Consider the following 14,535-nt stretch of genomic DNA (forward strand, 5'->3'; position numbering starts at 1 on the left):
AATTAGCATGTCAGCAGAAAATTTATTAGTAGAAATTGGCACTGAAGAATTGCCACCAAAAGCACTTCGTAAACTTGCTGAGTCGTTTGCTGAAAACTTAACAGCAGAGCTTGCAAGTTTAGAGCTAGCCCATCAAGGCGTAAATTGGTATGCCTCACCGCGCCGTTTAGGTTTACGCGTTACAGCACTTGAAGCAAAACAAAGTGACAAGGTTGTAGAAAAACGTGGTCCTGCTGTTGCGGCAGCATTTGATGCCGATGGCAACCCAACCAAAGCAGCAATGGGTTGGGCACGTGGTTGTGGTATTGATGTAAGCGACGCCGAAACCATTGAAACAGACAAAGGGGCATGGCTACTTCATAAAGCACACGTTGAAGGCCAAGCAACCACCGCGCTAATGAGTGATGCGGTAAACAAAGCGCTTGCTAAATTACCGATCCCGAAACCAATGCGTTGGGGCGCGAATAAAACGCAATTTATTCGCCCTGTACATACGGCAACGATTTTATTTGGTAATACACTAATCGAAGGTGAAATCCTTGGTAAGCAAGTAGGTAACCAACTACAAGGTCACCGATTCCACCACCCAGAAAAGGTCACTATCAATCACGCTGACGAAGTATTTGATGTACTAAAATCTGCGTATGTCGTGGCTGACTTCGAAGCGCGTAAAGCACAAATTCGTGAACAAATTGAAGCTGCAGCGGCTGCTGTCAACGCAAAAGTTGCGATGGATGAAGACTTGCTTGAAGAAGTAACGTCACTTGTTGAATGGCCAGTAACGCTAACAGCAACCTTCGAAGAAGCCTTTTTAGATGTACCCGCTGAAGCGCTTATCTACACCATGAAGGATGATCAAAAATACTTCCCACTACTAGATCAAGAAGGCAACTTACTTAACAAGTTCCTGTTTGTTTCTAATATTGAAAGTAAAGATCCAAGTGTGGTTATTGCCGGTAACGAAAAGGTGGTTCGTCCACGTTTAGCCGATGCACAGTTCTTCTTTGAAACCGATAAAAAGAAAACACTTGAGAGCCGTTTAGAATCATTAGACACGGTATTATTCCAAAAGCAACTTGGTACACTTAAAGACAAGTCAGAGCGTATTAGTGAACTTGCTGGTTACATTGCTGAGCAGTTAGGTGCTGATGCAGAACTTGCAAAACGTGCTGGTCTTTTAAGTAAAACAGATTTAATGACTGAAATGGTCATGGAGTTTACTGACGTACAAGGTGTAATGGGTATGCATTACGCACGTCACGATGGTGAGGCCGAAGAAGTTGCACTGGCGCAAAATGAGCAATATATGCCACGTTTTGCAGGCGACAACCTACCAACGAATGTAATTAGTTGTGCTGTTGCTATTGCTGATAAATTCGACACGCTAGTGGGTATTTTTGGCATTGGCCAAGCACCGAAAGGTGACAAAGACCCATTTGCACTTCGCCGTGCAGCCATTGGTGCGTTGCGTATCATGGTTGAAAAGTCACTACCACTGGACATTCTAGACCTTGTTGCTAAATCACAAAGCTTGTTTGGTGAAAAGCTAACAAACCTAAATGTTTCAACGGATGTGTTTGAGTTTATGCTAGGTCGCTTCCGTGCATGGTATCAAGATGAAGGGATTGAGGTTGATGTTATTCAAGCTGTGCTCGCGCGTCGTCCAACTAAACCGGTTGACTTCGATCGCCGTGTTAAAGCGGTAAGTCACTTCCGTACATTAGACGCAGCAGAAGCGCTTGCAGCCGCAAATAAACGTGTTAGTAATATCTTGGCTAAGAATGACATCACAACGCAAGGTGATGTAAATGAGAGCCTATTAAGTGATGACGCAGAAAAAGTACTCGCGTCTCATGTTGCTAAGTTCTCTGTGGAGCTTGCACCACTTTATGCTAACAGCGATTATCAAGAAGCGTTATCACAACTAGCGGGTATCCGTGAGAGTGTCGATAACTTCTTTGATAACGTCATGGTAATGGCCGATGACGACGCGGTTAAGCAAAACCGTTTAGCATTATTAAGCCAGTTAAGCCGCCTGTTTTTAGATATTGCTGATATTTCTGTGTTGCAGAAGTAAGTAATACACACGTTAATAAAAGCCAGCTCAGTGCTGGCTTTTTTGTAAAAGAGGAACAGTTATGAAACGTATACTAACTTTAGCTTTGGCTGGTTTATTAACGGCATGTTCTAGCCAAATTCAAATGCCGAATATCGATGATATTCTGCCCAGTAAAGACTTAGACCGTACCATGTATTTACGGGGTGACTTTACCTTGTGGGATGCAGAACCTCAGTACCAATTTTACCAAGTTGCTCCGGGGATTTTTCAAACGGATGTGAAGTTTTCTACACCTGGCAAAGTGTATGAGTTTAAAGTCGCCGATGCTGATTTCAGCCAAGGCTATAACTGTGGTTTCAGTGATACCGACCCAGCAGGTCAAGCACTCATTTTAGGTGAGGCTGCAAGCGCCGATTGCAACACAATCTATAACTACTTCAGCTTTAAACCTGCGGCAAAAGGGGTTTATGTAGTGAGTTTTGATTACCGCAATAGCAATCAACCAAAAGTAACAGTCACGAAAAAATAACGCTAAGAGTTGAGTGACGCTAAGTGTTGAGTGGGTGATTGATTATTTACTTCAAAGTTGACAAAGCCCACTCTGATTTTATTTTTTAGCTCGTAGCTCGTAGCTCGTAGCTCGTAGCCTACAATCCTTTCTTCACTAAATATCGATACGGTGCTTGCTCTACTTCTTTAGCAACGAGTGTGTGATCCATAAAGGTACAAAAACTGGGAATGTCGCGGGTGGTTGATGGGTCATCAGCGATGATAAGTAAAGTCTCGCCATCTTTCATTTTGCGCACAGCACCACGCACCATCATCACCGGTTCTGGACAACGAAGGCCAAGTGCATCTAATTGGTGATCGGGATTATCAAAGCTCATGGCAGACCTATAAAATGAAAGTAACGAATAGTAAGGGGCTATTTTAGCTTTCAATCACTACTGGTTTCAATAACCGAATTCAAAGCAAATAAAAAAGGTGTACTGCGCGTGTCAGTACACCTTTTTATCACCAAGATGTTCGGCTAATGAGCGTGTTATTCAACGCGCTCAAATACAGTTGCAATACCTTGGCCTAGACCAATACACATGGTTGCTAAACCGTATTTTGCATTCTTGTCTTCCATTAGGTGAACAAGCGTTGTGCTGATACGAGAGCCTGAACAACCAAGTGGGTGACCAAGCGCGATTGCACCACCATTAAGGTTCACTTTTTCATCTACTACATCCATCAGACCGAGGTCTTTTAATACCGGTAGTGATTGTGCTGCAAACGCTTCGTTAAGCTCAGCAACATCGATATCATCAATTGTGATACCCGCTTGTTTAAGCGCTTTTTGTGATGCTGGAACTGGGCCGTAACCCATAATAGAAGGATCGCAACCTGCAACCGCCATTGATTTAATGCGCGCACGAATAGGTAAACCAAGTTCTTTGGCTTTTTCTTCGCTCATTACCAGCATGGCTGATGCACCGTCAGACAGTGCAGATGAAGTACCTGCTGTTACGCTACCTGATGCAGGGTTGAACACAGGACGAAGCTGAGATAAACCTTCAACAGTTGTCTCTGGGCGAATTACTTCATCGTCTTCAACAAGAATTAATGAACCGTCTGCGTCGTGACCTTCCATCGGTAGGATCTCGCGACGGAAACGACCTTCAACAGTCGCAGCGTGTGCGCGTTGGTGTGAGCGGTAAGCAAACTCATCTTGCTGCTGACGGCTAATGCCGTGAAGCGTTGCAAGGTACTCAGCTGTTAAGCCCATAACACCTGCAGCTTGTGCAACAGACGTTGATAAACCAGGGTGGAAATCATTACCGTGAGTCATCGGTACATGACCCATATGCTCAACACCCCCGATGATATAAGTATCACCCGCACCCGTCATAATAGCGCGTGCCGCATCGTGCAATGCTTGCATTGATGAGCCACATAAACGGTTAACCGTTACTGCAGGTACTGAGTGTGGGATACCGGCTAATAATGCTGCGTTACGGGCAATGTTAAAACCTTGCTCGAGAGTTTGCTGCACACAACCCCAGTAAATATCATCAATCGATGCTGGGTCTACGGCTGGGTTGCGCTCTAACAAACCTTTCATTAAGTGAGCACTTAAATCTTCCGCACGTTTATGTTTGAATACGCCGTTTTTTGAACGGCCCATTGGTGTGCGGATACAATCTACGATTACTGGATTATTCATGTTCTTATCCTTCCACCTTATAGAATACACGGCCTTCTTCGGCCCATTTGCGAGTTTCATCTGATACTTGGTAAATCGCACCTAGGTGAGCATATTTGTCTGCAGTTGCAACAAAGTTTGCTAAACCAGTTTGATCTAAGTAACGGAATGCACCGCCTCTAAATGGAGGGAAACCAATACCGTAAATGAGCGCCATATCTGCTTCTTGCGGCGACGCTACAATACCTTCTTGAAGACAAAGTAGTACTTCGTTGATCATCGGTACCATACAACGGTCAATGATTTCTTGCTTGTCGAAGTCTTTAGGTGCATCGGTAATAGCACTTAAAAGTTCAACCGCTTTTGCATCGTGTGCCTTTTTCAAGCGACCACGGCGGTCTGGTGCATATTGGTAAAAACCAGCCCCATTTTTCTGACCAAAACGTTTTTCATTAGCAAATACAGAAACGGGATCTTTCTCTTGGCGAGCCATTCGCTCAGGGAAACCATCAGCCATAACGCCAGTACAGTGGTAAGCCGTATCAATACCCACAACATCAAGCAGATATGCAGGACCCATTGGCCAGCCAAACACGTTTTCCATTACTTTATCGACTTTGGCGAAATCAGCGCCTTCAACAACAAGTTTGCTGAAGCCTGCAAAGTAAGGGAACAATACGCGGTTAACAAAGAAACCTGGGCAGTCGTTTACAACAATAGGTGATTTACCTAGTTTTAAGGCGTAATCAACCACTGCATTGATTGTTGCTTCTGATGTCTTTTCACCACGGATGATTTCGACAAGTGGCATTTTTGGCACTGGGTTAAAGAAGTGCATGCCACAGAAGTTTTCTGGTTTTTCAAGCGCTGAGGCTAACTCATCTATACGAATAGTTGATGTGTTTGACGTTAAAATAGTGCCCTCTGGTAGGTCTTTTTCAAGGCCCGATAAAACAGCTTGTTTCACCTTAGGGTTTTCAACCACGGCTTCAACTACAATATCAACACCTTGAAGGTCAGCATCGTTTAGCGTCGGTTTGATTTTACCTAACGTGGCAATCATCTTGTCCATTGCCATGTGGCCACGTTGTACTTTTTTGCCAAGTAATTTAGAGGCTTCGCCCATACCTAAATCAAGCGCATCTTGATTAATGTCTTTCATGACAATCGGCGTGCCTTTATAAGCAGACTGGTATGCAATACCGCCACCCATAATACCTGCGCCTAATACAGCCGCTTGTTTAATTTTAAGCTCGCTGTTTTTGGCTTGTTTCTTCGCTTTACCTTTGATGTATTGGTCGGCTAAGAAAATACCTGTTTGTGCAGCAGCTTCGCTCGTTGCGGCAAGTTTGGCAAAGTTCGTGTTCTCAATTGCCATCGCTTCGGCACGTTCACAGTTTGCCGCTGCTTTAATGGTTTTTACAGCCATAACAGGTGCTGGGTAGTGACCTTTAGTCTGACCCATTACCATGCCTTCGGCCATTGCAAAGCTCATACCTTGCTCAACACGGTTCATTTTCAGTGGTTGTAATTTTACTTGTCGTTTTGCTTGCCAATCTAGCTTGCCAGAAATAGCTTGCTCAAGTGTTGCAATACTTGACTCTAAAAGTTTGTCAGTACTAACTACCGCATCAAATGCACCTACTTTGAGTGCATCATTCGCGCGGTTTTCTTTGCCTGTCGTGATCCATGTCATCGCATTATCAGCGCCAATCAGGCGTGGAAGACGAACAGTGCCACCAAAACCAGGCATAATGCCTAATTTTACTTCAGGAAGGCCAATTTTAGCCTCAGTACTAGCAACGCGGTAATCGGTAGCAAGTGCCCACTCACACCCGCCGCCAAGCGCCATGCCGTTTACAGCACTTAACGTTGGGAAAGGTAAATCTTCAATTGCGTCAAAAACGTCTGTTGCATTTTTGATCCATGCAACCAATTCTTCTTGAGGTTTAGTGAAAGTCGGTAAAAATTCGAAGATGTCGGCGCCGATAATAAAGTGATCTTTATCGCTGGTGAACACCATGCCTTTGATATCTGAGTTTGCTGCTAATTCTTTTAATGCCGAAGCGCAATCTTGCAAGGTTTGCTGAGAAAGTTTGTTTACTGAGCCATCAGCACAGAACTTAAACTCGGCGATGTTGTCCTTGATGAAAGCAACTTCAAATGAATCGCTTTTATATAACATTATTATTCTCCCTAGTTTATTAACTAAGACTGGTACGATGAGTTTGCATTTCAATCAGTGTGCTTGCTTTAAAATAAAAATGCAACGAAAAATTTACTGCGCTTTATCGCGATTGGTTAAAATATAGCTGGTTTGCTGCTAAGGTGTAGGGGAAGTTTTTATTATTAATTCTTTAATTTTTGTTAAAGGCCATCATGAAAAAACAATTTCTTGGTTGGACGGCTGCCGCATTACTTTTTCCTTTTTTTGCAGCTGGTGCCAACGATAAACATGACGCTTTTTTAAAAGCTGAAAAAAAGGCGCGGTACGGTGACTATGAAGACATGAAAAAGGTGACAGGGGAGCTTGATCATCCCTTAAAACCTTATGTCGAAAAAGCCTATTGGCAGCGTAACCCAAGTCTGCAACACCAAACTGAAATCGAAAACTATTTAAACGTCTATCAAAATACGCCACTTGAATGGCCTGTTCGAAAAGCGTGGCTTGAATACCTAAAGAAGCAGAATAAAAAAGCGGCGTATATTCGTAATTATCGTGAAACCAGCAATAATGAGCTGACGTGTCCCTATTTAAGCTTTCAATTAGATTTAGGGGCACCTGAAAATGCCATCATGAATCAAGTAAGCGACTTATGGGTGGTCGGTAAATCGCAACCTAAAGAGTGCGATAGCTTATTTTCGCAGTGGAAGAAAAAGGGGTACCAAACTCCTGATCGCGTATGGCAACGAGTCACACTGGCCGCAGAAGGCGGTACGTCGAGTTTATTGCCTTATTTAAAAACCTTATTACCCGAACATGAGCAATATTTAGCTGACTTATATTTAAAAGTTCGCAAAGACCCGAGCGCGTCTGCTGGACTTTACCGCTATAAGAAAAAATCAGCCAAAGAAGGGCAAATTGCGTTGTATGGCGTAAGACGTTTGGTGTGGCGCGACAAAGAACTCGCGCTTAGAGCGTGGGAAAAGATTGAAAAAATGTTCTCCTACACTGACGAGCAAAAGGCTGATGTGTATTACAATTTTGCACTATCTTTAGCATCTAGTGGTCACAAAGAAGCTCGCTTTTGGCTAAATAAGGTGCCGAAAGACCGCCAAACTAGCAAGCTTATGCAGTGGCAATTAGCAAACATGCTTGAGCTACAAGATTGGTCTGGCATTGTGGCTTTTTTTACCGGCAAAGAAAATTTAACGCTAGGGCAGCAATACTGGTTAGCTTATAGCTTGAATCAGCGTGGTGAAGTAGAGCGCGCGCGACAAATTTGGCAAACGGTGGCCAAAGAGCGTGATTACTATGGTTTTCTTGCGTCTGCGCGATTAGGTATACCTGTTAGTTTAAATAATAAAGAGCTGAATATTAGCGATAAACTCAAGCTTGAGGTTGCGAATGCGCCAGGCTTTAAGCGTGCCCGTGCTTTGTATGAATTAGATCGTTTTACTGCAGCTCGTCGCGAATGGAATTATTTAACCGATACCTCAACCAAAGAAGAAAAACTGGCTGCATCAATGCTTGCAGCAGATCTTGATTGGTACGACAGCACTATTTATACCTTGGCACAAATTAAAGAGTGGGATTACGTTGATTTACGTTTTCCGTTCGCGTTTCGGAACTTGTTCGAAAACTACAGTAACCGCAGTCATATCGATGTTGCATGGAGTATTGCCATTTCTCGTCGTGAAAGCTCGTTTGCGCCAGATGCTCGTTCACATGCGAATGCTCATGGCTTAATGCAGTTATTACCTAGCACAGCCAAATATATGAATAAAAGCACGGTGTCACGTAGTGTACTTTATCAGCCTCGTACTAATATTCGTCTTGGTAGTGAATACCTGAAGTATTTGAAGAAAAAAAATCATGGTAATGAAATTTTAGCGACGGCCTCTTACAATGCTGGCTATCATCGCATTAAGCGCTGGCTACCAGAGCAAGCAATGCCTGCTGAGTTGTGGATTGAACTGATCCCCTTCACTGAAACACGTAACTACGTTAAAAATGTGTTCGCTTACAGGCAGGTATATCACACCCGCCTTGGTCGAGATGGTAATGTACTTGCGCCCATTCTCGATATGAAAATGGGTGGCTAAATTAAAATACAAACGAGGCTCATATCCCCCTCAGTTGGGGGTTATGGCCGACTATGATAGACTGCAAGTAAGTTAAATTTACTAGAGATGGGTTTACTATGGATAAATTAGCGGTGTTATATGCCGAACATATTGCAACCTTGCAACAGCGTACTCGTACTATTACTGAACGTGAGGGTTTAGAAGGGCTCGTAATTCACTCAGGCCAAGCTAAGCGTCAGTTCTTAGATGACATGTATTATCCGTTTAAAGTGAATCCGCAATTTAAAGCTTGGTTACCTGTAATTGATAATCCGCATTGTTGGATTGTCGTCGACGGTGCATCTAAGCCGAAGCTAATTTTTTATCGTCCAGTGGATTTTTGGCATAAAGTGCCTGATGAGCCGCGTGATTTTTGGGCTGAGTATTTTGATATTGAGCTTTTAGTACAACCTGATCAGGTTGAAAAACTACTCCCTTATGATAAAGCAAATTATGCATATATCGGTGAGTACTTAGAGGTCGCACAAGCGCTGGGTTTCAGCATTATGAATCCTGAGCCAGTGATGAACTACTTACATTTCCATCGAGCTTATAAAACGCAGTACGAACTTGAGTGTCTTCGCCAAGCGAACCGTATCGCTGTAGAGGGTCATAAAGCGGCGCGTGATACGTTCTTTAATGGTGGTTCTGAGTTTGATATTCAGCACGCTTATCTAATGGCTACACGCCAAAGTGAAAACGAGATGCCTTACGGAAATATCGTTGCACTGAATGAAAATTGCGCCATTTTACATTACACGCATTTCGAGCCAACTGCGCCTCATACACATCACTCATTTTTAATTGATGCAGGTGCAAACTTTAACGGCTATGCTGCGGATATTACTCGTACCTATGATTTTAAAAAGTCAGGTGAGTTTAGCGATCTCATTCAGGTTATGACTGAGCATCAAATTGCCTTAGGTAAGGCATTGAAACCCGGTCTCTTATACGGCGAGTTACATTTAGAGTGTCACCAACGTGTCGCACAAGTACTGAGTGATTTTAATATTGTAAAATTACCAGCTGCTGACATTGTTGAACGCGGTATTACTTCAACGTTTTTCCCTCACGGATTGGGTCATCACCTTGGCTTACAAGTTCATGATATGGGTGGTTTTATGGCTGACGAATCAGGGACGCACCAAGCTCCGCCTGAAGGTCATCCATTCCTTCGTTGCACACGTTTAATTGAGAAGAACCAAGTATTTACGATTGAGCCTGGTTTATACTTCATCGATTCATTATTGGGCGACCTTGCTCAAACCGATAATAAACAGTTTATTAACTGGGAAAAAGTTGAAGAATTTAAGCCATTTGGCGGTATCCGAATTGAAGATAATATTATCGTTCATGAAGACAGTCTCGAAAATATGACCCGTGATCTACACTTAGATTAACGGCGAGCAAAATAGAGTATAGGGGCCACATGGCCCCATTTTTTTAGATAAAACAATATGCCTGAATATCAATACCCGGCCGAACCGGTTTTTTATCAAGAAGAAATAAAGAAAAGTACATTTATAGTGCACATTGCGCATACTCCAGACCTCGCGTGTGCAAAAGCGTTTATTAAAGAAATACAAGATAAATACAGTGACGCGCGTCATAACTGCTGGGCACATGTTGCAGGAAACCCTGGCGGGAGTCATGTTTATGGCTTTTCGGATGATGGTGAGCCCAATGGTACGGCGGGCAAACCCATGCTTAATGTGCTGACAGGTTCAGGTATCGGTGAAATTACTGCGGTAGTAACACGCTACTTTGGGGGAATTAAGCTTGGTACGGGGGGACTTGTGCGTGCATACGGTGGCAGTTTAAATAACGCTATGCGCGAGCTAAAAACTGTGACTAAAGTACCGAGTGTTGAACTTATAGGGCAAAGTGACTATAGCGCACAAGGTGCAATCGAGCAGTTATTAAAAAGCCAATATCAGGTGTTAAAAATAGACAAGCAATTTGCCGAGAACATTACTTGGCACATTACCATTGATAGCCGCCAAGCAGAGCAGGCAATCACTGATGTACACGAACTTACTCATGGCGCCGTTGAGCTAAAAATGGGAAAAGGATGAGTAAGGAAAATAAATACATAGCGTTTACTTACAATTAAGCCTGTAAGACAATAAACTGTATTAGCTAAATCATTTAATAAGAAAGCGATACGCCTAGATGCAATTTCGTACCATAATAAAAATTCTCGGCCAGCTGGTGGCGTTATTTAGTATCACGATGGTCCCACCGGCACTGGTGTCTTTAATTTATAAAGACGGTGGGGGTGTGCCGTTCGTTCTTGCGTTTATTTTTAGCGTTGTTATTGGTTTAGCTGCATATTACCCAAACCGTCATGAGCATGGTGATTTAAAAGCCCGCGAAGGCTTTTTAATTGTGGTGTTGTTCTGGCTGGTACTTGGCAGCTTTGCCGCTGTGCCTTTAGTGTTCTTACAGGAACCAAACCTATCTCTCGCTGACTCGGTATTTGAGGCCTTCTCGGGGCTGACTACCACAGGAGCAACCGTTTTAACGGGGATTGAATACTTACCCAAATCAGTGCTTTTTTATCGTCAACAACTGCAGTGGCTAGGTGGTATGGGGATCATTGTATTGGCCGTCGCTGTATTACCGATGCTAGGTGTTGGTGGTATGCAGTTATACCGTGCTGAAACTCCAGGGCCTGTTAAAGACTCGAAAATGACCCCGCGGATTGCCGATACCGCCAAACACCTTTGGTACATTTATGTGTCGCTGACCATCGCATGTACGCTTGCCTATTGGGGAGCGGGTATGGATTGGTTTGATGCGATTTGTCATGCTTTCTCAACCATCGCAATTGGGGGATTCTCTACATACGATGCGTCTATGGGGCAATTTGACAGCCCATTAATAAACTTTATTTGTGTGGTGTTTTTGCTGATTGCGGCGATTAACTTTTCGTTGCACTACGCTGCGGTCTCCTCGCGCAGTATTCGTGTTTACTTGCGCGACCCTGAATTTAAAGTGTTTTTACTTATTCAGTTAGCGCTAGTGATTATTTGTTTTACGGTACTCTCTTCTAATAATATTTATGCAGATGGTGATGAAACGCTCGATCAAGCAATGTTTCAAGCTGTCTCTATGAGTACTACCGCGGGCTTTGCGACAGATAATTTTTCTGCTTGGCCATTGTTCTTACCTATCTTACTTATTTTTTCGAGCTTTATCGGCGGCTGTGCGGGCTCGACGGGCGGCGGTATGAAAGTTGTAAGGGTTTTCCTTCTGTACTTGCAAGGGATACGTGAATTAAACCGCTTAGTTCACCCGCGGGCTATATACTCTATAAAGCTCGGTCGTAAAGCGCTCCCCGATAAAGTGGTCGAAGCCGTTTGGGGGTTCTTTTCTGCTTATGCACTGGTTTTTGTTATTATCATGCTGGCCTTAATGGGCACAGGCATGGACAATATAAGTGCTTTTTCAGCGACGGCGGCGTGTTTAAACAACTTAGGCCCAGGTTTGGGTGAAGTCGCGGCGCATTATGGCGCGATATCTGATACGGCAAAGTGGTTGTTAACAATTGCGATGGTGTTTGGTCGTCTTGAAATATTCACTTTATTAGTTTTATTTACCCCAACATTCTGGCGCGGTTAAGGTTTTATTTGGTTATTTTTCAAGGAGTAGAGAAACAATGCCAAAAACGCAGCAGCAACTTAATTTAGAAAAACTAACCTATATACCCGCAGGGAGTGTGGTCGATGTTGAAATAATAACTGCGACAGAAAGTAAGCGTGTCAAAATTGAATTTATTGGTTTACTTAACGAGCAGTACATCATACTTAACTATCCCCCTGCAAAACGTTTGCCGAATGCGGGTGACTTTATCAAAGAGGGGGTTATGGTGATTGTTCGGGCTGTTTTAGAAAGCGGGGGTGGGCAGGTTATTGCATTTCGTCAGCAGATAAAAGCCGTTGCTTCACACCCTTGTCGATTGATATTTTTACATTTTCCCCAACAAGTACAACTCTTTAGCTTGCGCAGCGAAGCGCGGATCCCCACCTTGTTTCCCGCCAAGCTTGTTATAGATGAACAGGTATATGAAGGCGTAATTAAAGACATTTCACTTGCCGGTGTGCAATTTGAGATTAACAGCGAGGCCGACCTTAGTCATTTGAAAGCACAAGCGTGTCAGGTGGTGCTCAGTAAACGTGAATTTACAGGCAAGGTATGCAGAGTCCGCAAACGAGAGTCGGGCTATCAGTTGGGTGTGCAGCTCAATACCAGTGAAAATGAAATGAACGTCTTTATGAAAGAGCACCTCATAGACCTTTCGGTATTAGAGATAACGAGTTAACGAGCATTGATTCGCCATTTTGCAACAAAATGACTGTTTTTCACTTTTTCTCTAAAAATTAATCAAAAATAATCGATATAAATATATAAAACCTATTTAAATCAGATGATTAAGCGTTAAAAATATTTTTATTTTTTTTGAGGCGTGTTGCCATTCATCTACGGTTTAGCCCCCACACGCAATATTTTCTCTGTTTTAGTGACAAAAAACGGCAGATGTCTCTGTTTTTGCTTTTTTAACTTATTGATTAATAGACAAAAAATTTTCTCACCTCATTGCTTGTTGCTAAAAAGCAACAAAATAACAGCCAGTTTTCCCCTAATTTACTAAAAAATAAATTTAACCTCATGATTTATGGCGTTTTTTAAACTTTGGCATTGAAGTTGAAATAGTTAAAGCGAACACAGAGAAAGTTGATTTAGGAATTAGTCCTCTATCGCAGTTTAGACAACATTGAAGGAATAGTGATTATGAAAACGTTACACAAAACATGTGCACTTATCGCCCTTGTCGCTTCATCAACTGCATTTGCAGCGGTGGATTTTGAAACGCTAGATGTCGATGGCGATGGAGCAATCAGTAAAAGCGAAGCATCTGTAAGCTCACCGTTAATGAGCCAGTTTAAAGAGCTTGATACCGACGGTAATGGCGAACTATCAAAAGAAGAGTTCGCGAAAGCATAATTTCAGTGTAAGGACACATTGAAAAGGACTTCTTACTTAAAGCTACTATTTGAAGGATTACATTATGAACACAGTAAATAAAACATTAGCCCTTGTGGCACTTATCTCTTCATCAGCCGCATTTGCGATGAGCGATTTCGAAACGCTAGACGTTGATGGCAATGGCGTTATTAGCCAAAGCGAAGCATCCGTCGATGCAGAGCTAATGAGTAAGTTTAGCGAATTAGACACTGACGGTAACGGTGAGTTATCAAAACAAGAATTTTCAAAAGCTTAATGAAATTAAGCAAGCCAAGTTATCTAGCTGATTAGTTCTGAGCTGCCAAAGACAGCCTAAATGGATAAGGGAATCCATGACAAAGAACAACCAGGAGCGTGTGATCAGCTAACACTTTTTTAGTTAAATATTGAAGGAATATGATTATGAAGACAGTAAATAAAACACTAGCCCTAATTGCACTTGCATCTTCTTCAGCTGTTTTTGCTGCCACTGACTTTGATACATTGGATGTAGATGGCGATGGCGTGATAAGCAAAAGTGAAGCATCAGTCGACGCAAAAATCATGTCACAATTTAAAACACTGGATGTCGATGGTGATGGCGTACTGACTGAAACAGAATTTTCAGCGGCCGAGTAACAAAGCCAATTTCCACTAAACAGGGATCTCAGAAACGGACTTCACTCTTTTCAAATTTTGAGGCAGTTATTATGAAACACATCAACACAACATTGGCTATTTTAGCATTAGCAACGTCATCAGCAGCGTTTGCTCAAGGCGTCAGTTTTTCTACATTTGATACCAACGGCGATGGCGTGATCAGCAAAGAAGAAGCATCAGTAAATATGCAGCTTGAAAAACTATTTCCTGAGCTTGATAGCGATGGTAACGGAGAGCTTTCAAAAGAAGAGTTCGCACAGATTCAATAGGTTCGTAACCAGAGACTCTGGTTAACTACTTTCACTTCAAGAGTCGTAAAGCAGCCGTCATGGCT

The 14,535-nt window shown here is 42.8% G+C and carries 14 protein-coding genes; 11 read left to right on the forward strand and 3 right to left on the reverse strand.

From position 1 onward, the window contains the following. Window positions 1-7: 7 nt before the first annotated feature. Complete coding sequence (gene glyS / locus BWD47_RS18820) at window positions 8-2,077, forward strand: glycine--tRNA ligase subunit beta (protein ID WP_075594478.1); 2,070 nt, start codon at window positions 8-10, stop codon at window positions 2,075-2,077. 61 nt (window positions 2,078-2,138) lie between these two features. Continuing rightward, window positions 2,139-2,588: a hypothetical protein gene (locus BWD47_RS18825; RefSeq protein WP_036973682.1), complete on the forward strand. Its 450-nt coding sequence runs from the start codon at window positions 2,139-2,141 to the stop codon at window positions 2,586-2,588. 118 nt (window positions 2,589-2,706) lie between these two features. Here the strand turns inward: BWD47_RS18825 and tusA are convergent, their stop codons facing one another. The 3 genes from tusA to fadB form a co-directional block, all read right to left on the reverse strand. Then, window positions 2,707-2,946, reverse strand: a complete 240-nt coding sequence (gene tusA, locus BWD47_RS18830; RefSeq protein WP_036973681.1) for a sulfurtransferase TusA — start codon at window positions 2,944-2,946, stop codon at window positions 2,707-2,709. 155 nt (window positions 2,947-3,101) lie between these two features. Further along, on the reverse strand, window positions 3,102-4,268 hold the full coding sequence (gene fadA, locus BWD47_RS18835) for an acetyl-CoA C-acyltransferase FadA (RefSeq protein ID WP_036973680.1): 1,167 nt from the start codon (window positions 4,266-4,268) through the stop codon (window positions 3,102-3,104). A gap of 4 nt (window positions 4,269-4,272) precedes the next feature. Then, entirely contained in the window at window positions 4,273-6,432 is a 2,160-nt protein-coding gene (gene fadB / locus BWD47_RS18840) for a fatty acid oxidation complex subunit alpha FadB (RefSeq protein WP_065978276.1), read from the reverse strand. A gap of 194 nt (window positions 6,433-6,626) precedes the next feature. On the opposite strand from fadB, the gene BWD47_RS18845 reads away from it, so the two are divergent. From BWD47_RS18845 to BWD47_RS18885, 9 genes are all read left to right on the forward strand, one after another. Beyond that, complete coding sequence (locus BWD47_RS18845; RefSeq protein ID WP_075594479.1) at window positions 6,627-8,513, forward strand: transglycosylase SLT domain-containing protein; 1,887 nt, start codon at window positions 6,627-6,629, stop codon at window positions 8,511-8,513. 98 nt (window positions 8,514-8,611) lie between these two features. Further along, entirely contained in the window at window positions 8,612-9,934 is a 1,323-nt protein-coding gene (gene pepQ / locus BWD47_RS18850; protein ID WP_036973676.1) for a Xaa-Pro dipeptidase, read from the forward strand. A gap of 57 nt (window positions 9,935-9,991) precedes the next feature. Further along, a complete protein-coding gene (locus tag BWD47_RS18855; RefSeq protein WP_036973675.1) occupies window positions 9,992-10,609 on the forward strand; it encodes a YigZ family protein in 618 nt (205 codons plus the stop codon). A gap of 97 nt (window positions 10,610-10,706) precedes the next feature. Further along, window positions 10,707-12,158: a TrkH family potassium uptake protein gene (locus tag BWD47_RS18860; protein WP_036973674.1), complete on the forward strand. Its 1,452-nt coding sequence runs from the start codon at window positions 10,707-10,709 to the stop codon at window positions 12,156-12,158. A 37-nt stretch (window positions 12,159-12,195) separates the two neighbouring features. Then, entirely contained in the window at window positions 12,196-12,858 is a 663-nt protein-coding gene (locus tag BWD47_RS18865; RefSeq protein ID WP_075594480.1) for a flagellar brake protein, read from the forward strand. A 470-nt stretch (window positions 12,859-13,328) separates the two neighbouring features. Next, window positions 13,329-13,541 carry an EF-hand domain-containing protein gene (locus BWD47_RS18870; RefSeq protein ID WP_036973672.1) on the forward strand — a complete coding sequence of 71 codons (213 nt, stop codon included), beginning with the start codon at window positions 13,329-13,331 and terminating at the stop codon, window positions 13,539-13,541. 64 nt (window positions 13,542-13,605) lie between these two features. Continuing rightward, a complete protein-coding gene (locus BWD47_RS18875; protein ID WP_036973671.1) occupies window positions 13,606-13,818 on the forward strand; it encodes a calmodulin in 213 nt (70 codons plus the stop codon). Between the two features lie 146 nt (window positions 13,819-13,964). After that, complete coding sequence (locus BWD47_RS18880) at window positions 13,965-14,180, forward strand: calmodulin (protein WP_036973670.1); 216 nt, start codon at window positions 13,965-13,967, stop codon at window positions 14,178-14,180. Between the two features lie 71 nt (window positions 14,181-14,251). Beyond that, complete coding sequence (locus tag BWD47_RS18885) at window positions 14,252-14,470, forward strand: EF-hand domain-containing protein (RefSeq protein WP_036973668.1); 219 nt, start codon at window positions 14,252-14,254, stop codon at window positions 14,468-14,470. Window positions 14,471-14,535 lie beyond the last annotated feature (65 nt).

Source organism: Pseudoalteromonas sp. PAB 2.2 (assembly GCF_001938575.1).
GTDB lineage: Bacteria > Pseudomonadota > Gammaproteobacteria > Enterobacterales > Alteromonadaceae > Pseudoalteromonas > Pseudoalteromonas lipolytica.